This window comes from Lentzea sp. NPDC020367 (assembly GCF_044387305.1).
Taxonomy (GTDB): Bacteria; Actinomycetota; Actinomycetes; order Mycobacteriales; family Pseudonocardiaceae; genus Lentzea.
In genome coordinates this window covers 656,607-675,570 of the sequence record NZ_JBIRVV010000003.1, presented here as the reverse complement: position 1 = coordinate 675,570, position 18,964 = coordinate 656,607, and the positions used below count along the sequence as shown (strand labels likewise).

19 protein-coding genes, 1 tRNA gene and 1 pseudogene are annotated in these 18,964 nt (G+C 68.1%); 13 read left to right on the top strand and 8 right to left on the bottom strand.

From position 1 onward, the window contains the following. Nucleotides 1-100 precede the first annotated feature (100 nt). From ACH413_RS15615 to ACH413_RS15580, 8 genes are all read left to right on the top strand, one after another. Nucleotides 101-616 (top strand): hypothetical protein, encoded by a 516-nt coding sequence (locus ACH413_RS15615; RefSeq protein ID WP_360040589.1) that lies wholly within the window; start codon nt 101-103, stop codon nt 614-616. Nucleotides 617-637: 21 nt separating this feature from the next. Continuing rightward, on the top strand, nt 638-1,147 hold the full coding sequence (locus ACH413_RS15610) for a hypothetical protein (RefSeq protein ID WP_360040592.1): 510 nt from the start codon (nt 638-640) through the stop codon (nt 1,145-1,147). A gap of 22 nt (nt 1,148-1,169) precedes the next feature. Next, nucleotides 1,170-1,991, top strand: coding sequence for a hypothetical protein (locus tag ACH413_RS15605; protein WP_360040594.1), 822 nt, complete (start codon nt 1,170-1,172; stop codon nt 1,989-1,991). A gap of 94 nt (nt 1,992-2,085) precedes the next feature. Next, the gene (locus ACH413_RS15600) at nt 2,086-2,508 is read left to right on the top strand and encodes a DUF4259 domain-containing protein (RefSeq protein ID WP_360040597.1); all 423 of its coding nucleotides are present in this window, start codon (nt 2,086-2,088) and stop codon (nt 2,506-2,508) included. Continuing rightward, nucleotides 2,508-4,373, top strand: coding sequence for an NHL domain-containing thioredoxin family protein (locus ACH413_RS15595; RefSeq protein WP_360040600.1), 1,866 nt, complete (start codon nt 2,508-2,510; stop codon nt 4,371-4,373). Before ACH413_RS15600 ends, ACH413_RS15595 begins: the two co-directional genes overlap by 1 nt. A gap of 36 nt (nt 4,374-4,409) precedes the next feature. Beyond that, the gene (locus ACH413_RS15590; RefSeq protein ID WP_084401587.1) at nt 4,410-4,703 is read left to right on the top strand and encodes a co-chaperone GroES; all 294 of its coding nucleotides are present in this window, start codon (nt 4,410-4,412) and stop codon (nt 4,701-4,703) included. A 282-nt stretch (nt 4,704-4,985) separates the two neighbouring features. Beyond that, the gene (locus ACH413_RS15585; protein WP_396425011.1) at nt 4,986-6,770 is read left to right on the top strand and encodes a VanW family protein; all 1,785 of its coding nucleotides are present in this window, start codon (nt 4,986-4,988) and stop codon (nt 6,768-6,770) included. A 46-nt stretch (nt 6,771-6,816) separates the two neighbouring features. Continuing rightward, nucleotides 6,817-7,608, top strand: coding sequence for a DUF1206 domain-containing protein (locus ACH413_RS15580; protein WP_360040606.1), 792 nt, complete (start codon nt 6,817-6,819; stop codon nt 7,606-7,608). On the opposite strand, the gene ACH413_RS15575 is transcribed toward ACH413_RS15580, so the two are convergent. Beyond that, nucleotides 7,598-8,044: a hypothetical protein gene (locus ACH413_RS15575; RefSeq protein ID WP_360040608.1), complete on the bottom strand. Its 447-nt coding sequence runs from the start codon at nt 8,042-8,044 to the stop codon at nt 7,598-7,600. The two genes, ACH413_RS15580 and ACH413_RS15575, sit on opposite strands and share 11 nt — an antisense overlap. Before the next feature lie 170 nt (nt 8,045-8,214). Here ACH413_RS15575 and ACH413_RS15570 point away from each other — a divergent pair. Then, nucleotides 8,215-9,243 (top strand): annotated as a pseudogene (locus tag ACH413_RS15570) (Cmx/CmrA family chloramphenicol efflux MFS transporter); the annotation flags it as partial. Between the two features lie 72 nt (nt 9,244-9,315). On the opposite strand, the gene ACH413_RS15565 reads toward ACH413_RS15570, so the two are convergent. Then, entirely contained in the window at nt 9,316-11,151 is a 1,836-nt protein-coding gene (locus ACH413_RS15565; RefSeq protein ID WP_360040614.1) for an acyl-CoA dehydrogenase, read from the bottom strand. Nucleotides 11,152-11,786: 635 nt separating this feature from the next. Then, the gene (locus ACH413_RS15560) at nt 11,787-12,821 is read right to left on the bottom strand and encodes an FAD-dependent monooxygenase (protein ID WP_360040616.1); all 1,035 of its coding nucleotides are present in this window, start codon (nt 12,819-12,821) and stop codon (nt 11,787-11,789) included. An 81-nt stretch (nt 12,822-12,902) separates the two neighbouring features. On the opposite strand from ACH413_RS15560, the gene ACH413_RS15555 reads away from it, so the two are divergent. Next, entirely contained in the window at nt 12,903-13,478 is a 576-nt protein-coding gene (locus ACH413_RS15555) for a helix-turn-helix domain-containing protein (RefSeq protein ID WP_360040619.1), read from the top strand. On the opposite strand, the gene ACH413_RS15550 is transcribed toward ACH413_RS15555, so the two are convergent. Next, entirely contained in the window at nt 13,440-14,078 is a 639-nt protein-coding gene (locus ACH413_RS15550; protein ID WP_360040622.1) for a response regulator transcription factor, read from the bottom strand. The two genes, ACH413_RS15555 and ACH413_RS15550, sit on opposite strands and share 39 nt — an antisense overlap. A gap of 242 nt (nt 14,079-14,320) precedes the next feature. On the opposite strand from ACH413_RS15550, the gene ACH413_RS15545 reads away from it, so the two are divergent. Beyond that, complete coding sequence (locus ACH413_RS15545) at nt 14,321-15,829, top strand: sodium:solute symporter family protein (protein WP_360040625.1); 1,509 nt, start codon at nt 14,321-14,323, stop codon at nt 15,827-15,829. Here ACH413_RS15545 and ACH413_RS15540 read toward each other — a convergent pair. Further along, entirely contained in the window at nt 15,789-16,151 is a 363-nt protein-coding gene (locus tag ACH413_RS15540) for a hypothetical protein (RefSeq protein ID WP_360040628.1), read from the bottom strand. The genes ACH413_RS15545 and ACH413_RS15540 overlap by 41 nt on opposite strands. A gap of 117 nt (nt 16,152-16,268) precedes the next feature. On the opposite strand from ACH413_RS15540, the gene ACH413_RS15535 reads away from it, so the two are divergent. Further along, a complete protein-coding gene (locus ACH413_RS15535) occupies nt 16,269-16,685 on the top strand; it encodes a hypothetical protein (protein WP_360040630.1) in 417 nt (138 codons plus the stop codon). Here ACH413_RS15535 and ACH413_RS15530 read toward each other — a convergent pair. Continuing rightward, complete coding sequence (locus tag ACH413_RS15530) at nt 16,682-17,113, bottom strand: PH domain-containing protein (protein ID WP_360040633.1); 432 nt, start codon at nt 17,111-17,113, stop codon at nt 16,682-16,684. The two genes, ACH413_RS15535 and ACH413_RS15530, sit on opposite strands and share 4 nt — an antisense overlap. A 74-nt stretch (nt 17,114-17,187) precedes the next feature. After that, nucleotides 17,188-17,261 (bottom strand) — tRNA-Gly (locus ACH413_RS15525). A gap of 94 nt (nt 17,262-17,355) precedes the next feature. On the opposite strand from ACH413_RS15525, the gene dcd reads away from it, so the two are divergent. Continuing rightward, a complete protein-coding gene (dcd, locus tag ACH413_RS15520) occupies nt 17,356-17,937 on the top strand; it encodes a dCTP deaminase (protein ID WP_360040636.1) in 582 nt (193 codons plus the stop codon). Here the strand turns inward: dcd and ACH413_RS15515 are convergent. Continuing rightward, a complete protein-coding gene (locus tag ACH413_RS15515; protein WP_360040638.1) occupies nt 17,934-18,914 on the bottom strand; it encodes a cation diffusion facilitator family transporter in 981 nt (326 codons plus the stop codon). The genes dcd and ACH413_RS15515 overlap by 4 nt on opposite strands. Nucleotides 18,915-18,964: the final 50 nt, after the last annotated feature.

The following is an 18,964-nucleotide window of genomic DNA, read 5'->3' as shown; positions in this document are numbered from 1 at the left end:
AGGTTCAGACGGGCGGTCTGCCTCCATGATGACCGCTACTGGCGAGTTCTGGCCAACCTTCCCGCCTGCCGGACACGCGTCACGCGGATACGCTGGTCCGATGAGGCTCATCGCGGTGTCGGCCCTGGCGTTGCTGCTGGCTGCCTGCGCCTCCCAGGCCGCGCCTCAAGCCACTCCGTCACCCGAACCCACGAGCGAGTCCACGATGCCGCCGACGCCGCCCAGGCAGGAACCGTTCGAGATCACGACGGAGGTCAACGGCGTCCGCGAGTGGCAGAACTCCCCGCAGGAGATGGGATTCGTCTACCGCGTGCAGCCCATCGACTTCACCCTGACGGCGCGCAACACCGGCAGCACACCGCAGTCGGACGCCCGCATCAGGTTCGTCGTCGAGGACATGGACGGCGAGGGCGACCTGACCGTCGGCGGCGAGGGCTGGGCGTGCGAAGGTGGCCGTGACATCGCGTGCACCGCCACCGGCACCACCGCGGCCGGCGGCACGTGGGCCCCGCTGACGCTGACCATGCGGCACACCAAGGCAGGCCAGACCAGCGTGGTCGTCCACTGGGCGGACGTCGCGCCCAACGTGATCTTCCGTTACGACGCGGGCACCTGATCCTCGGTTACCGTCGAACGCATGGGGAGATCTCTGGGGGCTCTGCTGCTGTTGTTCGTCGCGGCCTGTTCGGCACCAACGCCGACCGAGGCTCCTTCGGCCGAACCTCCGGTACCGACGGACTGGTTCGAACTGGACCTCGACGGGATGGGGTACGCCGCCACGTATCCGCGCCAAATCCGGTACCGCCAGCATCCGGTCGACGTGGTCGTGAAGTTCCGCAACGCGGGCGACAAGACGCTGAAGAAGCCGGCGATCCAGTTCAAGATCAAACCGAACGACCACAACGGCGAGGCGGTCACCGTCGTCATCAACGGCGACGGCGACGGCTGGAAGTGCGAGATCGCCCGCGAATCGGCGACCTGCCGCAGCAGCGCCCAGGTCGCGCCGGGCGAAGAGCTGCCGCAGATCGACATCGGTGTGGCGTTCGAGTGGGAGAACGACGGCCGGGGCTATCTCGCCGACTACTTCACCGCGACCTTCGGCGACGTCGTCTACGAGGGGAGCATCGCATACGACACCAGCGTCTGACCTTCCCCACTACGCTCGCGCCGTGGCGAAGGCTGATCGCGAACTCTGGTCGATCCGGACGCACATAGGCACGGTGGTGCTGATCGGCCTGGCGGTCTTCGCGATCGCCGCCGCGCTCCTGTGGCTGGCCCTGGGCATGCCGGCCGCGGTGAACACCCGAGTCGACATCATCAAGATCGCGCTGTCGGTGGTCGCCGGCGTGGGCGGCGTCGTCGCGCTGGTGGTGGCCTACCGCAAGCAACGCGTCGGTGAGTCCGCAGAGAAACGCGAACACGCCAAGGTCCTCAACGAACGCTTCGCCACCGCCTGCAACCAGATCGGCCACGACAAGCCCACAGTCCGCCTGGCCGGCCTCTACGCCATGGCGTCGCTGGCAGACGAATGGACCACGCAACGCCAGACGTGCATCGACGTGCTGTGCGCGTACCTCCGCATCCCGTACGAGCCGTCGCTGGACTCGGAATGGGACCACGACGAGGAGACCGAGGTCCGCCTCTCGATCACCAGCGTCATCGCCGCCCACCTGCGCGACGACGCCCCGACGAGCTGGCAGGGCCACGACTTCCACCTCACCAGGGCGGTGCTGCGCGCAGCGGACTTCGCCGGCATCCACGTGACCGGCGGCAACCTGGTGCTCAGCCTGGCGCGCTTCCCCGGCGGCTGGGTGTCGTTCGACGGCATGAAGGTGAGCGGCGGCGAGGTGTGGTTCGGCGGCGCGACCTTCGCCGGCGCACGCGTCACGTTCCACGGCGCGCAGTTCAGCGGCGGCCGCGTGAAGTTCGAGGGCGCGGAGTTCAACGGCGGCGAGGTGTCGTTCCGCGGCGCCCCGGTTCGCCGGTGGTGAGGTGGACCTGTCGGAAGCGGAGATCACGGTGGCGCCGGTGTTCGACGACGGCGAGAAGCCGGGCCTGAAACTGCCGTGACCGAAATTGTCGGTGGTGGCTGCGAAGATCGCCGCCATGGGCACCTGGGACATCGGACACTTCGACAACGACACCGCCGCGGACTTCTCCGGCTCTCTCGACGAGGCACCGGAGATCGAGCGCGAGAACATCATCCGCACCGCGCTGACCCGCACGATCGAGACTGACGAGTACCTCGACAGCTACGAGGCGTGCAAGGCACTGGCCTCGGCCGCGCTGATCGCGGCGCAGTGTCCCGGCGGCACGCCGATCACCACTGCGTACGCCCCCGACAAGCCGTTGCCGGTCCTCTCACCCGACCTGCGACCCCTCGCCGCGCGAGCCCTCGACCGCATCCTGGCGGCGGATTCGGAGCTCCCGGAACTGTGGGACGAGACCATCAGCGGCCCGCAGTGGCGGCAGAGCGTCGCCGACCTCAAAGCCGTACTTCTCACCTGATGGACGCCGGAACACCCCGACTGTCCACAGTGTTGGATACCGCCGTGACGACTGTGAAGCGCCGTGCCCGTGTCCGTGCCCCTGAGCTGGTAGGACGGGGCTGGCTGAACACCGGCGGCGAGCAGATCAGCCTCAAGGACCTGCGCGGCAAGATCGTGCTGCTCGACTTCTGGACCTTCTGCTGCATCAACTGCCTGCACGTCCTGGACGAGCTGCGGCCCCTCGAGAAGGAGTTCGAGGACGTCCTCGTCACCATCGGCGTGCACTCGCCGAAGTTCGTCCACGAGGCCGACCCCGAGGCGCTCAAGGCCGCCGTCGAGCGGTACGAGGTGCACCACCCGGTCCTGGACGACCCCGAGCTGACGACCTGGCAGCACTACGCCGTGAAGGCGTGGCCGACGCTCGCGCTGGTCGACCCCGAGGGCTACGTGGTGCACGTCGCCGCTGGTGAGGGGCACGTCGAGGCGCTGAAGACCATCATCAAAGAGCTGATCGACGAGCACGACGAGAAGGGCACGCTGCATCGCGGCGAAGGGCCGTACCAGGCGCCGGAGCCGGCGAACACCACGCTGCGGTTCCCGGCGAAGGCCATCGTGACGCCGAGCAACACGCTCCTCGTCAGCGACTCCGCCCACCACAGCGTCGTGGAGCTCGAAGCGGACGGCGAGACCGTCATCCGTCGCATCGGCACCGGCGAACGCGGGCGGCAGGACGGCACCACGCCCACCTTCTCCGAGCCCGCGGGTCTCACGCTGGTTCCCAACACTCACGGCTACGACGTCGTCATCGCGGACACGGTCAACCACCTCCTCCGCGGCCTCAATCTCGACACCGGTGAGGTCACGACCCTCGCGGGCACCGGCGAGCAGTGGCGTGACGGCGAGACGGACGGGCCCGCCGACAAGATCGAGCTGACCAGCCCGTGGGACGTCGCCTGGTGGAACGGCGGCGTCGCCATCGCCATGGCCGGCAACCACACGCTGAGCTTCTTCGACCCCGCGCGGAACACCGTCGAACGACTCGCGGGCACGACCGTCGAGGGCATCAACGACGGACCGGCGGAAGGCGCTTTCTTCGCGCAGACGTCCGGGCTCGCGGCGGACGGCGACCGGTTGTGGATGGTCGACTCCGAGACGAGCGCGCTGCGCTATCTCGAGAACGGCGAGGTTCACACGGTCATCGGCAAGGGGCTGTTCGCGTTCGGCCACAAGGACGGCGACGCGGACGAGGCGCTCCTGCAGCACCCGCTGGGCGTCACGGTCCTCAAAGACCACTCGGTCGCCATCAGCGACACCTACAACAACGCCATCAGGCGCTTCGACCCCGAGACGAACACCCTCACCACCATCGCCACGGACATCGCCGAGCCGTCCGACGCGCTGATCGTCGACGACGAGCTCGTGGTCGTCGCGAGTGCGGCGCATCGGCTCGAACGGTTCGCGGCGGCCGCGACGAAGATCGACGGCGCGGCCCACGAGGTGAAGCGCCCGTCGACCGACATCGGGGCGGGAGCGTTCGAGCTGGCGGTCATCTTCACCCCGCCGACTGGGACGAAACTGGACGAAAGGTACGGACCGTCCACCCGTCTCGAGATCACCAGCTCACCCCCGGAGCTGATCCTGGAAGGCGCGGGCGTCGGCACGGAACTGGTACGGGCGTTGCGGATCAACGATCAGGTCACGAACGGCGTTTTGCACGTCGTAGCGCAGGCCGCCAGTTGCAGTGACGATCCTGCCGACGAACACCCGGTCTGCCGCCTGACCAGGCAGGACTGGGGGGTGCCGGTTCGAGTTGTTGCCGATGCACCTACCAGACTTCCGTTGCTCATGGGCGGCATGGACGAGGAGGGTCCGCAGGCCACGTAGACTCTGCGGGTGCCTGATGTCAAGCTCGAGATCCAGATGCTGTACGACCGGGTAATGGTCCGCATTTCGCCGGAGGATGGCGAGCGGCGTTCCAGCGGTGGCATCGTGATCCCCGCTACGGCCCAGATGGCGAAGCGGTTGGCGTGGGGTGATGTGTTCGGAGTCGGTACCAGCGTGCGCCACGTGAAGGTCGGCGACCGGGTGATGTTCAACCCGGAAGATCAGCTTGAGGTCGAGGTGCACGGCACCACGTATCTCGTGATGAGGGAACGCGATCTGCACGCGGTTGCGACGGAGCTCACCGAGCACGGTACTGGTCTGTATCTATGAGCCGCCGGTTGTGATCGACGCCTGATAGCTGCACACATTTGCCACCTCAGGAGAGACAGGGCGACGGGGAGAGCTGTGCCGTACGACGCTGACAAGACGAGAGCGATGCCTCCGGTGGGTCCCGGCGGCACCTCCTCCGAGCAGACGACCAAGATCGCTCCGGTCCGGGTGGACACCTCGACCGAGGCGTGGCCGTCTGAGGAGCCGGACTCGAGCGAGCCGACCGTCACCGCTGCCGTGCCCGGTGTCGGGTACCCGGCCAGCGAGGACGCGACCGAGTACATGAGGCCGGTGCTGCCACCGGAACCGCGGCCGGAGGACTCCGGTGTCTACGGGCCGGTGATGATCGAGCCCGGCGAGGACGAGGCCCAGCCGAAGTTCAACCGGAAGCGGGCGGTCATCGTGGCCGCGGCCGTGGTCGGCGCCTTCGGCCTGCTCTACGGCCTCGACATCCTCGTGTCCAGCGGCAACGTGCCGCGCGGCGTGACGGTGGCGGGTGTCGACGTCGGCGGTCTGAGCCACGCCGACGCCGAGAAGAAGCTGCGTGACGAGATCGGTCCGCGCCTCGACAAGCCCGTCGCGCTCAAGGCCGGCGACGTCACCGCCGAGCTCGACCCCAAGTCCGCGGGTCTGGAGCTCGACTGGAACGGCACGATCGACCGTGCGGGCAGCCAGCCGCTGAGCCCGATCACGCGCGTCACCTCGTTCTTCACCAGCCGTGAGGTCGGTGTCGCGACGAAGGCGGACGACGCGAAGGTCTCCGGCGCGCTCGAGGCCCTGCGCCCCAAGCTCGACCACGAGCCGATCGAGGGCACCATCAAGTTCGAGGGCGCGAAGCCCGTCGCCGTCGACCCGCACGACGGCCAGAAGCTCAAGGCCGAGGACGCGGCCGGTGCCGTGGTCGCGAACTGGGCGTCCGGCAACCCGGTCGAGGTCCCGATGGACTTCACCGCCGTCAAGACGACCAAGGAGGGCGTCGAGAAGGCGCTCAACGACGTCGTGAAGACCGCGGTCTCCGGTCCTGTCGTCATCAAGGGCGAGGGCAAGGACGCGACGCTCTCGCCGGAGCAGATCGGGGCCACGCTGGCCTTCGCTCCCGGCGACGGCGGCGCGCTGAACGTCACGCCGAACAAGGACAAGCTCGCCGAGGTGACCGCGCCGCAGCTCAAGGACACGGTCAAGGAGGGCAAGGACGCCGAGATCGTCTTCGAGGGCGGCAAGCCGACGGTCAAGCCTTCGGTGGACGGCCTCGACCTCGACTGGGACAAGAACCTCCAGCCCTACTTCGACACGCTGAAGAAGACGGACGCGCGCGAGGTCAAGTTCGAGTACAAGCACACGCCCGCGAAGGTCACCACCGAGCAGGCGAACAAGATGGGCATCAAGGAGGTCATCGGCGAGTTCCAGACCGGTGGCTTCGCCGCCGCCTCCGGCGTCAACATCCGGGTGGTCGCCGAGAAGGTCAACGGCGCGATCGTGAAGCCCAAGGAGACGTTCAGCCTCAACAAGTACACGGGCCCCCGCGGTACCGCGCAGGGCTACGTCGAGGCGGGCATCATCGAGAACGGCATCCCCGGCATGGCGGTCGGTGGCGGCATCTCGCAGTTCGCGACCACGCTCTACAACGCGTACTACTACGCGGGCATGAAGGACGCGGGCCACCGAGAGCACAGCTACTGGATCACGCGGTACCCGAAGGGCCGCGAGGCCACCGTGTTCATGGACAACGCGGGCAACAGCCTGATCGACATCGCGTTCACGAACCCGGACGACACGGGTGTCGCCATCCAGACGATCTGGACCGGCTCGTCGATCAAGATCGTGCTCTGGGGCACCAAGAACTACGACGTCACCGGCTCCACCAGCGGCGAATTCAACCCCACCCAGCCGCAGGAGAAGAAGGTCAGCAAGGCCGGCTGCGCGCCGAGCAACGGCGCCCCCGGCTTCTCGGTGACGGACACCCGCACGATCACGGACCGCCGCTCCGGCCAGTCCCGCAACGAGTCGCGCACGGTCCGCTACGACCCGCAGTTCAAGATCATCTGTGAGCCGCCGCCCGGCGGCTGAGCAACATTCAGGTTCACGGTGGCCACGCGGGGGTATTCACCCCTTCGTGGCCACTGTTGCGCAGGAAGCGCGAAGACACCCCGTCGTCCAGACGCTCGGACGCGCGGGGATGGTGTTGTACGGGGTCGTGCACGTCCTTGTGGCGTGGCTTGCGATCCAGGTCGCGTTCGGTGACTCCGAACAGGCCGACTCGAAGGGCGCGGTCAGCGACATCGCCCAGGGCGGCGTGTGGCTGCTGTGGACGCTGGGCATCGGGCTCGTGTTCTTCGCGCTGTGGCAGCTGCTTCTCGCGTTCGTGGGGTACACGTACATCGGGAAGAAGCGGAAGCGGATCTCCAAGCGCATCGGGTCCGCGGCCCGCGCCGTCACGGCGACCGGTATCGCGCTGGGTGCCTTCAAGTACGCGACGGGCTCCGGCGGCGGCGGTGACCAGAACCAGCAGCAGCAGGAACTGACGGCGCAGGTGCTCGCCCTGCCCGCCGGCCAGTTCCTCGTCGGCGCCGTGGCGATCGGCATTCTCGCCATCGCCGGCGTGATCATCTACAAGGGCGTCAAGAAGTCCTTCGAGAAGGACCTCGACATGAGTCGAGCTCCGAAGTGGATCGAACCGGTCGGCAGGGTCGGCTGGATCGGCAAGGGCGCCGCGTACGGCGTGATCGGTGTCCTCGTCGGGCTCGCCGCGATCAACGCGGACCCCGAGCAGTCCGGTGGCATGGACAAGGCCCTGAAGACGTTGGCGGCACAGCCTTACGGCATGTTCCTGCTGTCCGCGGTGGCGATCGGCATCGCCGCGTTCGGCTTCTACTGCTTCGCCGCCGCGCGGGCGCTCAAGGAGTGATGCCGGTGGCCGCGAGCCTGTGCCGATGCCGGGCCGCGGCCGCCTGCGCCTCCACCGTCATCGACGCCAGGACCTGCCCCGCGGCCACGTAGAAGACGTTGGGGCTGGTGTTGTCCGGACCCCAGCCGGGACTTCCCCGCAGCAGCAGGAGATCACCCGGATCCGGGTTCATCGCCTCGAACCAGGAGTCCTGCTCGACCCCTGTCCGCTGCCACGCGATCACGGCCTTGGTGCCGCTCCCCGCTCGTTGGTACACCTGCGCGACGCTCGCCAGCTCTGCTCCCGGCGACGCGTCGCGCAGCTCGTTCATGTGCCGCCGGTACCCGAACCACAGCTCGTCCTGGCGGACCTGCCGGTTCTTCAAGCGGCGCAGGACGACCGTCGCGAGCGCCAAGACGCCGGCGATCGCGCACACCATCAGCAGGTACAGGAACACCGGCCAATCTTTGATTCCGAACGAGGGACTGTCAACTGACAACGAAATCAAGCTGCATCCGGTGAGGTGATCGCGCTAGCGTGCGGTCATGTCGAGTCCTGAGGCATCCAGGGTCGGGTCTGCGGTCTAACCGTCAGCCCCGAAAACCCTTCATCCCTCGGAGCTCCTCCGTGCCTTTTTCGCTGTACCTGCTTGCCCTGGCCGTGTTCGCCATGGGCACTTCCGAGTTCATGCTCTCCGGGCTGTTGCCCGCCATCGCCGCGGACTTCGACGTGTCCGTCGGCACCGCCGGCCTGCTCACCTCCGCGTTCGCCGCGGGCATGGCCGTCGGAGCGCCGCTGCTGGCGGTGCTCGCCCGCACCTGGTCGCCGCGCCTGAGCCTGTTCGGGTTCGTCGTCGTGTTCCTGGTCGCGCACGTGGCCGGTGCCGCCACGACGAGTTTCGCGCTGTTGCTGGTCTCCAGGGTGCTCGCCGCTCTCGCGAATGCCGGGTTTCTCGCTGTGGCACTGACAACGGCCGCCGCGCTCGTGCCGCCGCAACGACGTGGACGGGCGCTCGCCGTGCTGCTGTCCGGCACGACGGTGGCCACGATCGCCGGTGTGCCGGGAGGGGCGCTGCTCGGCACCGCGCTCGGCTGGCGCGCCACGTTCCTCGCGGTCGCCGTGCTCTGCGTGCCGGCCGCGATCGGTGTGCTGCAAGGGATTCCGGCGCACCTGGAGCATGCCGCTCCACCCGCGTTGCGTCCGGAACTCGCCGAACTGGTCAAGCCGAGGCTGGCGTTGGTCATCGCTCTCGCGGTCCTCGTGAACGCGGTGACGTTCGGCCACTTCACATTCCTCGCCCCGGTGGTGACGGACGTCGCCGGGCTGAGCGAGTGGTGGGTGCCGGTCGCGCTGGTGCTGTTCGGTGTCGGCTCGTTCCTCGGCGTGGTGATCGGCGGCAGGCTCGCCGACACCTCGCCACGGCCTGTCGTGGCGTTCGGCGGGCCGTTGGTGCTCGCCGGCTGGGTGAGTCTCGACGTGCTCGGCAGGGAGCCGATCGCGTTGCTGGCACTGGTCTTCGTGCTCGGCGTGCTGTCGTTCGCGGTCGGCAGCACGTTGATCGCGCGCGTGCTGCACCACGCGTCAGGGGCGCCCACGATGGCCGGTTCCTACGCGACCGCCGCGTTCAACGTCGGCGCCGCCATCGGCCCGATGCTCCTGTGACGCAATGAAAAACGGGTCCGCGCACCCCGGGCAGGGGATGCGCGGACCCGTCGTCCGTGAGGCGCTTTAGAAAACGCTCTCGTCGATGTCCATCAGCGCGTTGTCCGTGGACTCGGCGATCTTGCGGCGCGAGGTGAGCTCCGGCAGCACGGTCTTCGCGAAGAACGACGCCACGGCGATCTTGCCCTCGTAGAACGCCTTGTCCTTGGCGGACGGCGTGCCACCGAGCTTCTCCAGCGCGACCTCGGCCTGGCGCAGCAGCAGCCAGCCCACGAGGACGTCGCCCGCGGTCATCAGCAGGCGGACCGAGTTCTGGCCGACCTTGTAGAGATTGCGGACGTCCTCCTGCGAGGTGGTCAGGAACCCGACCAGCGCGCCGAGCATGCCCTGCAGGTCTTCGAGACCCTGCTTGAGCAGCGCCCGCTCCTCCTTCAGGCGACCGTTGCCGCCCTCGTTGTCGAGGAACTTCTGGATCTCGCCGTTGATGAACGTGAGCGCCTGGCCCTTGTCGCGGATGATCTTCCGGAAGAAGAAGTCCAGCGACTGGATGGCCGTGGTGCCCTCGTACAGCGAGTCGATCTTCGCGTCGCGGATGTACTGCTCGATCGGGTACTCCTGCAGGAAGCCCGAACCGCCCAGCGTCTGCAGCGACTGCGCCAGCTGCTCGTACGCGCGCTCGGAACCGACGCCCTTGACGATCGGCAGCAGCAGGTCGTTGACCTGGGCCGCCAGCTTGGCGTCGTCGCCGCCGAGCATCACCTTGTCCTGCTGGGTCGCGGTGTACAGGTACACGGCGCGCAGGCCCTCGGCGTACGCCTTCTGCAGCATCAGGCTGCGACGCACGTCAGGGTGGTTGGTGATGGTGACGCGGGGCGCGGTCTTGTCCGTCATGCGCGTCAGGTCGGCGCTCTGCACGCGCTCCTTGGCGTAGGACAGCGCGTTCAGGTAACCGGTCGACAGCGTCGCGATGGCCTTGGTGCCGACCATCATGCGGGCGTACTCGATGACGTCGAACATCTGCGCGATGCCGTCGTGCACCTCGCCCAGCAGCCAGCCCTTGGCGGGCACGCCGTGCTGGCCGAACGTCAGCTCGCACGTGGTGGACGCCTTGAGGCCCATCTTGTGCTCGACGTTGGTGACGAAGGCGCCGTTGCGCTCGCCCAGCTCACCGGACTCCGGGTCGAAGTGGAACTTCGGCACCAGGAAGAGCGACAGGCCCTTGGTGCCCGGCCTCGCCTCGACGCCTTCGCCCTCGGGACGCGCGAGCACCATGTGCATGATGTTCTCGGTCAGGTCCTGGTCGGCCGACGTGATGAAGCGCTTCACGCCGTCGATGTGCCAGGAACCGTCCGCCTGCTTGAAGGCCTTGGTGCGGCCGGCGCCGACGTCGGAACCGGCGTCCGGCTCGGTCAGCACCATCGTGGCGCCCCAGCCGCGGTCGATCATCAGCTGGGCCCACTGCTTGTCACGCTCGGTGCCGTTGTTGTAGACGACCGTCGCGAAGCTCGGACCCGCCAGGTACATGTAGACGGCCGGGTTCGCCCCGAGCAGCAGCTCGGACGCGGCCCAGGTGACGGACGGCGGGGTGCCGAAGCCGCCCAGCTCGTTCGGCAGGAACAGGCGGTACCACTCGCCGTCCCACACCGCCTGGTACGACTTCTTCAGCGACTCCGGCAGGGTTGCCGAGTGCGTCGCCGGGTCGAACACCGGCGGGTTGCGGTCGGCGTCGACGAAGGAGTCCCCCAGGACACCCTCCGCGAGGTTCTTCACCTCGGCCAGCACGCTGCGCGCCGTGTCCTCGTCGGACTGCTCGAACGGCCCCGTGCCGAGGTGGTCCTGCACGTTGAAGACCTCGAACAGGTTGAACTCGAGATCCCGGACGTTGCTCTTGTAGTGGCCCATCTCGTCAGCTCACTCCTCAGGGTCGCGGCGGGGTCGCCTACTGACCGGTAACAACAGAGTATTACCCGACAGTAACCCCGGCAAGGCCGACCACCCACTGGTGGCGAAGTAGACAGTCCACTGAGTGACCTGAATCGGGCATGAGGGCCGGTCAGACGTGTATCGGGCGGCCGGGGGTCATCTGGGTGAGTTGCTCGGCGGGCGGGACGGCATGACAGGTTCAGGGAGCTCGCACCTCGTCTCGGACACCGCACGGCAGGTGCCGGCGCGGTAGGCGTGGCTGGGCGGACACGTGCGGCGGGCGTGGCGGGCCGCACGCGTGGGCGAACACGTGTGCCAGGCGACGTGGGGCAGGCGTCGCGAGCGGACACGTAGGCAGGCGTTGCGCTGTGGATGCCGTGGGGCAGGTGCTGCGAGCGGACACGCAGGGCATGTGTCGTGCGGCGGACACCGACGGCAGGCGTCGCGCTACGGACGTCATGGCAGGACGCCCTGCGGCGGACACGTGAGGGCGGGTGCGGTGTGCCAGGCGTGAGCAGCCGAAGGCCGCGTCCAAGCGATCCGGACGACCGCTGCCGAGGCGCTGCCGGGGGCGTTGCCAGCTGGAAGCTCTGGCCCTCGGCTTGCCGTGCTGGTCAGACGTGCGCTGGGCGCTCACGGACCATCTCGAGCAATGCGGGGTTCGTTCGCTCGGCGAAGCTCACCGAGCGGGGCAACATGACGGATTCGTAGGCCCGCACCCCGTCCCGGACGCCGTCCGCGGCGATCGCGAGCGCCAGTTCGGCCGCGTCCTGCATGGCGAGGTTCGCCCCGACGCCGAGCGGAGGCTGCAGGTGGGCGGCGTCGCCGAGCAGCGTCACGCCGGGCGTGTGCTCCCAGACGTGGGGCACCGGCAGCGAGTACAGCGGGCGGTAGATGAGCTCGCCCTCGAGGAACGCCAGCAGCGACGGGTGCCAGCCCGCGTAGAGCTCCTTCAGGTCAGCGTTGGAGGGCTTCCAATCCTCGCTCGCGCGCACGCACGCATAGGCGCGGATGTGATCGCCGCTGTTGCGCTGAGCCCAGAGCATCAGGCCGTCGTCGTCCGCGACCATCGTGCCCTGGCCGGTGAGGTCGAGCAGCCGTTCGTCGTTGTCGTGCCGGGTCTCGACGAACATCACGCCGGTGTACAGCGGCACGGCCTGCGTCAGGGCGGGACGGACCCGCGACCAGGCGCCGTCCGCCCCGATGACCAGGTCGAACGTGGCGGTGGAGCCGTCCAGGAAGGTGATCTCGCCCGGCTTCGCCGAGTCGATGCCCAGGCCCCAGGTGACGGTTCCCGGCGCGAGCGAGTCGAGCAGGAGCCGGCGCAGCTGGCCGCGGTCGATCTCCGGCCGGAAGTCGCCCTCCGCCGGTTCGTGCTCGACCAACGCGGCCGTGGCGTGGTCGACCTTGCGCTGCTCCTGGCCCTCGAAGCGGGCGAGTGCGCGCCACTGGTCGAAGAGACCCGCGGCCCGCACGGCCTCCTGGCCGCTGCCGGCGTGCAGATCGATGGTGCCGCCCTGCTGGCGGGCCTCCGGCGAGCTCTCCCGCTCGAAGACGGTGACGTTCTCGAAGCCGTGCAGCTGGAGGACGCGGGCACAGGTGAGGCCGCCGATGCCGGCCCCTGCGATGGCGATGCGTGGTGTGGTCATGGCTCAATGTAAGCGTATCGACTGCGAAAGTGCAACCGCTACACTTTTGAACCTGCTCAACCCATGCGGTACGATCGGGCGGTGAGCGAGCTCGGCCGCCGCGAGCGGAAGAAGCTGCAGACCCGTCAGTCGATCTCCGACGCGGCGACGAGGCTGTTCCTCGAGCGCGGGTTCGACGCCGTGGGTGTGAAGGAGATCGCCGACACCGCGGACGTGTCGGTGACGACGCTGTTCAAGCACTTCCCGAGCAAGGAGGCGCTGCTCTTCGACGAGGACGAGCAGCAGGAGTCGGCGCTGGTGGCGGCTGTGCGCAACCGCGAGGGCCGGTCGATCCCGATGGCGTTGCGCGACCACTTCGTGCAGGCGGCGAAAGGGCACGCCGACCACCCGCAGTTCGAGGTCTTCCAGCGGCTGGTGCTGGACACGTCCGCGCTGCGCGAGTACGGGCACCGGATGTGGACGCGGCACCAGGGCGCGCTGGCGGCGGCCATCGCGGAGGAGATCGGCGCGCCGGCGGACGACGTCAGGTGCGCGGCACTGGCCCGGTTCGCCCTGGAGGCGCGGGACGTGATCTTCGATCGGCCCGACCGCGAACGGGCGGCCGACGAGGTGTTCGGGTTACTCGAGCACGGCTGGTCGGCCGATCAGCAGGCCTGACCGGTAGGCGAGCGACACCGCGTGCGTCCGGTCGCGTGCGCTGAGCTTGCGCAGGATGCCCTTCACGTGGGTCCGCACGGTCTCCACGGACAGGATCAGCTCGTTCGCGACCTGCTGGTTCTCCAGGCCGTCGGCGATGAGCGTGAGCACCTCGTACTCGCGCTTGGTCAGCATCGGCCGTTCCTTCGGCCGCAGGTCGGGGTGCACGTACCCGCGCGAACGGAAGGTCTCGGCGATCACCCGGACGATCTGCTCCGGCTGGGCCGATCGCGGTACGACGCCGCGGACACCTGCCTCTAACGCCGTCGTCACGTAGTTCGCGTGCGAGTGCGCGTCGCGGACCAGCCCGATGACCAGCAGGGCCGGGTCGCGTTCGACCAGCAGCCGGGCCACGTGGCCGACCGGGTCGAGCACGGAGTCGATGAGCAGCACGTCGGGACGCAGTCGTTCGTGCAGGCGAACGGCAGCGTGCAGATCGCCGGTCGAACCGAGCCAGCGCAGGCCTGGGGTCCTTCTGATCAGGGCGGACAGGCCTTCGCGGTAGAGCGGCACCGGATCGATCAGCGCGACGCCGGGGGCAGGCCGGCTGGGCGGGAGCATCAGCACCTCCGTTCGTGCTTCCAGAGGAGTGACGTAGTTCCCTCGGACGTGTGACGCGGAATAGTCGGTTCATGTGTATGAACAAGGGTCACGAATGTGATTCAAGACGGCCGAAGGTCTTCCGCCCCACGGCAACAGTCTCGTAAGACCTACGTCACATATCCCGTGCGGATGTGCCAGGTTCCGCCGCCATGAGGCCTGGTGCTCTCGCGGGCACACGTGTGTGCACGCAAGGAGGTCACATGGGCACCCTCGATTGGGTCGTGGTTGTCGGCTATTTCTTCGTGATGGTCGCCATCGGGCTCTGGTCGCGTGGGCGGGTCCACAACATCGCCGACTTCTTCACGGCAGGCGGCAAGATGCCGTGGTGGTTGTCCGGCATCTCGCACCACATGTCGGGCTACAGCGCGGTCATGTTCGTCGCGTTCGCCTCTGAGGCGTACCGGCTCGGACTCACCGTCTACGTGTGGTGGTCATTGACGATCGGCATCGGCGTCGGCATCGGTGCGTTCCTGTTCGCCCCGCGGTGGAACCGGCTGCGCTCGAAGCACGACGTCAAGTCGCCGCTCGAGTACCTGGCCAAGCGCTACAACCTGCCCACCCAGCAGGTCATGGCCTACGCGGGCGCGTTGCTCAAGGTCGTCGACATCGCCGCCAAGTGGGCGGCCGTCTCGATCCTGCTGCGCGGCTTCGCGGGCGTCCCGATCACCTGGGGCATCATCATCATCGGCCTGGTCACGATGCTGTACTCGGTGCTCGGCGGTCTCTGGGCCGACGCGCTCACCGACTTCGGCCAGTTCATCATCCAGGCCGCCGCGGGCTTCGCGATGCTCTTCGCCGTCGCCGGCCGCCTCGGCTGGGACTTCCCCGTGACGATCTGGGACAAGCTCCCGGAGAGCCACAGCGACCCGCTCGCCGGCCCGTACACGTCGACGTTCCTCATGGCGCTCTTCCTGATCAAGACGCTGGAGTACAACGGCGGCATGTGGAACCTGGCGCAGCGGTACATGGCCGCGCCGTCGGGCTTCGCGGCCAAGCGCTCGGCACTGCTCTCGTCCGCGCTGTGGCTCGTGTGGCCGCTCGTCCTGTTCTTCCCGATGTGGGCGGCGCCGCTGATCGTGCCGGGCCTCGAAGGCGCTCAGGCGGAGAACGCGTACATCGAGATGGGCAAGCAGATGCTGCCCGCGGGCATGATCGGCCTGGTCCTGGCGGGCTTCTTCTCGCACACCATGGCCATGGTGTCGTCGGACGCGAACGTCATCGCCGCCGTCATCAACCGCGACATGCTGCCGCACATCTGGAAGAAGGTGAAGACGTTCACGGCGGACAACCAGCTGCTGCTGGCCCGCATCACCACGTTCGCCTTCATCGGCATCAGCATGATCATCGCGATCGCCTCCGGAGGCCAGGGCTTCGTGCTCAAGGTGGTGGTCGACCTGGTCGCCGCCACGATGGGCCCGATCGCGATCCCGTTGATGCTCGGCCTGCTGCCGTGGTTCCGCAAGGTCGGCTCGACCGCGGCGATGGCCTCCGTGATCGGCGGCCTGGGCATGTGGGCGTTCCTGTACATCGAGCAGATGAACAAGGCCGCCTGGGTCACCAAGGGCGTGCTCGTGTCGTGGCCCCTGCTGCTCTCGCTGGTGCTCTACCTGGCGATCGGATTCCTGAAGAAGGAGCCCGACACCGAGCGCGACATCCTGCTCGACTCGCTCAACTCCGATGAACCGGAACCGGAGAAGGTGAAGGCGTAAGCCTTTCGTTCCGCATGATCCTCGCGGCGGCGCACCCGAACAGGGTCGCCGCCGCGAGCCACACGTAGGGCATGGGCGTGCCGGTGTAGGTCTGCGCCGTGGACGCCAGCACCACCGTCGCACCCGCGACCAGCCCGGTCGTCTGCGTAACCGGGAACTCGCTCCTCAGCACCGTGACGACCGCGACGGGCACCAGCAGGAAGCCGTAGGCGAACACGCGCGTGATCAGGTTGGCGTGATCGGTGATCTCGTACTGGAGCGCGGGGAGGGCGAGCACCGTGAGGACCACGCCCACGGCGAGTCCGGTCCCGAGGCTCTTCACGCTCTGCCCTTGCCAAGAACGCGTCATGCGCTACAGGACGTATGTGTGACCCGTTGGTTGCCGTGGCGTGCGTCATCGTCACGAGACTCTTCCCCGCCTCCCATGCACAGTGGATGCATGGGTAAGTGGTCTCCCGCAGACGACGCGGAACTCGCCACCGGCTGGCGGCTCTGGCTGGAGCTGAGCGACCGCGTGTGGCCGGACCCGTCGTGGGACGGCACACCGGCCGACGCCATCCGCCAGGTCCGCTCGCTGCTCGAGGTCTGCGAGGAGATCCGGCTTTCCTACCTCGCGGAGTCGCTGCGGCCCTCCACAGCGCTTCTGCAGTTGCTGCAGTCGATGTCGTTCGTCGCCTCGTTCGCCGTCGACCTGTGGCACGACGACACGCACCCGTTGGACGTGGAACGCGCCGAACTGCTGCACGGCGACCTGGCGTCGTTCGCCGACCACGTGGCCGGCGTGCGAGCGGCCCTGGCCCGAGGCGGCGGCTGGGCGGAACTGGACCGCCGCCCGTGGGGCCTGCCGGTCGACTAACCGGCCTGCTGTTCCCGCGCCGCAAGGCGTTCGGTGACCGCCTGCACGAGCGCCTTCGCGTGCGGCTCGTCCTTGGTGGCCCACCCGCGCATCGCCTCGCACTGCACGACCCGGCCGTCGGTCATCAAGATCGACACGCGCTGGATGCGGCTCTGCTCGTGGTCGATGCCCTGGATGTCGTCCCACCGCAGGAACTGGTCACGCCACGAGTTGCGCACGAGCACCCCGTCCGACCTCACGACCACCGCCAGCCGCCAGGTCTGGATCACCGCCACCGACAGCAGGCCGAAGAGCAACCCGGTGAGGGCGTACTCGGCCAACCCCTCCGTCTGGTCGTAGATCCGGAACGACAGGACGAAGTACACGACCACGGCGATGATCACAACGGCGACGCGGGCCGATGGCCTGCGAAAAGTAGTTACCCCCATGGATCGAAACTAGCGCCGTGCGGACCTGGGTGACCCGGAAACGACGAAAGCCCTCCAACCGGAGGGCCTTCGAGTGGAGCGGGTGACGGGAATCGAACCCGCCTCTACAGCTTGGGAAGCTGTCGTTCTACCAATGAACTACACCCGCGCGATCAAGCTCGCCGCCGATCATACACAGACCGGCAACGTGACGTCCCACGGTGCTGGCTCGCCAACCACGCCAACTCGGTTAGCCTGTCCGGGTGCTGCTGAGTGACCAGGATCTGCGCAAAGAGGTCGAGTCCGGCCGTCTCGCTCTCGACCCGTTCGACGTCGAGATGCTTCAGCCGTCGAGCATCGACGTGCGGCTGGACCGGTTCTTCCGGGTCTTCAACAACACCAAGTACACCCACATCGACCCCGCGCAGCAGCAGGACGAGCTGACGAGCCTGGTCGAGACGCCCGAGGGCGAGCAGTTCGTGCTGCACCCCGGCGAGTTCGTGCTCGGGTCGACCTACGAGATGGTGACGCTGCCGGACGATCTGGCCGGGCGGCTCGAAGGCAAGTCCAGCCTCGGCCGGCTCGGGCTGCTGACGCACTCCACGGCGGGGTTCATCGACCCCGGCTTCTCCGGGCACATCACGCTGGAGCTGTCGAACGTCGCGAACCTGCCCATCACGCTGCACCCCGGCATGAAGATCGGGCAGCTGTGCCTGTTCAAGCTGTCGAGCCCGGCGGAGCACCCGTACGGCTCGAAGCAGGCCGGCAGCCGGTACCAGGGCCAGCGCGGGCCGACGCCCAGCCGCGCCTACCTGAACTTCAGCCGCACGGACACGCGCCGCTAGCTCAGGTCCCCGTAGCGCTCCAGCACGCGGCGGCGCAGTTCGGGATCGGTGCGCGGGACGGGTTCCAGGAAGATCTCGTCGAGGTCCGGGAACTCCGCGCGCAGTTCCGCGGAGATGCGCACGCAGGCGTCTTCCAGTTGGTGGGCGGTCAGGGCGTCGTCGAAGTCCAGTCGTGCGCACAGCAGGACGCGGTCGGTGCCGATGAGCATCGTCAGGATGTCCACGACGGCGTCCACCTCGGGTACTTCGCCCAGCCGGCGCCAGATCGCCTTCACCATCACCGGGTCCGCCTGCCGTCCGATCAGCAGGCCGCGGTTGGTGCGGGCGAGCACGTAGGCGACCGATGCCAGCAGCACGCCGATCGCCAGTGAAGCGAGGCCGTCCCACACCGACGAGCCGGTCAGCTGGTGCAGACCGAGGCCCGCGAACGCGAGCAGCAGGCCGACGAGGGCGGCCGAGTCCTCGAGGAAGACGGTCTTGACGGTCGGATCGTCGGACACGCGCAGGAAGTCCCAGAAACCGCGGCTGTGTGCGGCGGACTCGGAGCGGACCTGCCGGAACGCCTGCGTCCACGAGATCGACTCGAGTGCGAACGCCAGGCCGAGCACCAGATAGCCCACCCACGGCCGGGTTTGCTCTTCTGGCGAACCGAAGACCGTGCGGAAGCCTTCGTAGAACGCGAACATCGCGCCGGAGGCGAAGATCGAGACCGCGGCCAGCAGGGACCAGAAGTAGCGCTCCTTGCCGTAGCCGAACGGGTGGCGGCGGTCGGCAGGGCGGTCCGAGCGGCGCAGGGCGGTCAGCAGGAGCGCCTCGGTGAACGTGTCGGCCACCGAGTGGGCGGCCTCCGAGAGAATGGCGGCCGAACCGGTCAAAACGCCCGCAACGGCCTTCATGATCGCAATCGCCAGATTGACCAGCAGGGCCAGTACGACGGTGAGGGTGCTTTCGCCGGAGGCCTGCGGCTTCTCGCTCATGACGATCAGCTTAGGGCGGCGGGCGTACGCGCACCTGCTGCGACAGGCGG

What these genes read in the sequence shown, in the direction of transcription:
- ACH413_RS15530 (WP_360040633.1), bottom strand. Translation starts at nt 17,113, where the DNA reads ATGGGGGTAACTACTTTTCGCAGGCCATCGGCCCGCGTCGCCGTTGTG.
- ACH413_RS15560 (WP_360040616.1), bottom strand. Translation starts at nt 12,821, where the DNA reads ATGACCACACCACGCATCGCCATCGCAGGGGCCGGCATCGGCGGCCTC.
- ACH413_RS15565 (WP_360040614.1), bottom strand. Translation starts at nt 11,151, where the DNA reads ATGGGCCACTACAAGAGCAACGTCCGGGATCTCGAGTTCAACCTGTTC.
- ACH413_RS15585 (WP_396425011.1), top strand. Translation starts at nt 4,986, where the DNA reads ATGAGGCCGGTGCTGCCACCGGAACCGCGGCCGGAGGACTCCGGTGTC.
- ACH413_RS15545 (WP_360040625.1), top strand. Translation starts at nt 14,321, where the DNA reads ATGGGCACCCTCGATTGGGTCGTGGTTGTCGGCTATTTCTTCGTGATG.
- ACH413_RS15615 (WP_360040589.1), top strand. Translation starts at nt 101, where the DNA reads ATGAGGCTCATCGCGGTGTCGGCCCTGGCGTTGCTGCTGGCTGCCTGC.
- ACH413_RS15590 (WP_084401587.1), top strand. Translation starts at nt 4,410, where the DNA reads ATGCTGTACGACCGGGTAATGGTCCGCATTTCGCCGGAGGATGGCGAG.
- ACH413_RS15610 (WP_360040592.1), top strand. Translation starts at nt 638, where the DNA reads ATGGGGAGATCTCTGGGGGCTCTGCTGCTGTTGTTCGTCGCGGCCTGT.
- ACH413_RS15515 (WP_360040638.1), bottom strand. Translation starts at nt 18,914, where the DNA reads ATGAGCGAGAAGCCGCAGGCCTCCGGCGAAAGCACCCTCACCGTCGTA.
- ACH413_RS15535 (WP_360040630.1), top strand. Translation starts at nt 16,269, where the DNA reads ATGGGTAAGTGGTCTCCCGCAGACGACGCGGAACTCGCCACCGGCTGG.
- ACH413_RS15550 (WP_360040622.1), bottom strand. Translation starts at nt 14,078, where the DNA reads ATGCTCCCGCCCAGCCGGCCTGCCCCCGGCGTCGCGCTGATCGATCCG.
- ACH413_RS15595 (WP_360040600.1), top strand. Translation starts at nt 2,508, where the DNA reads ATGGACGCCGGAACACCCCGACTGTCCACAGTGTTGGATACCGCCGTG.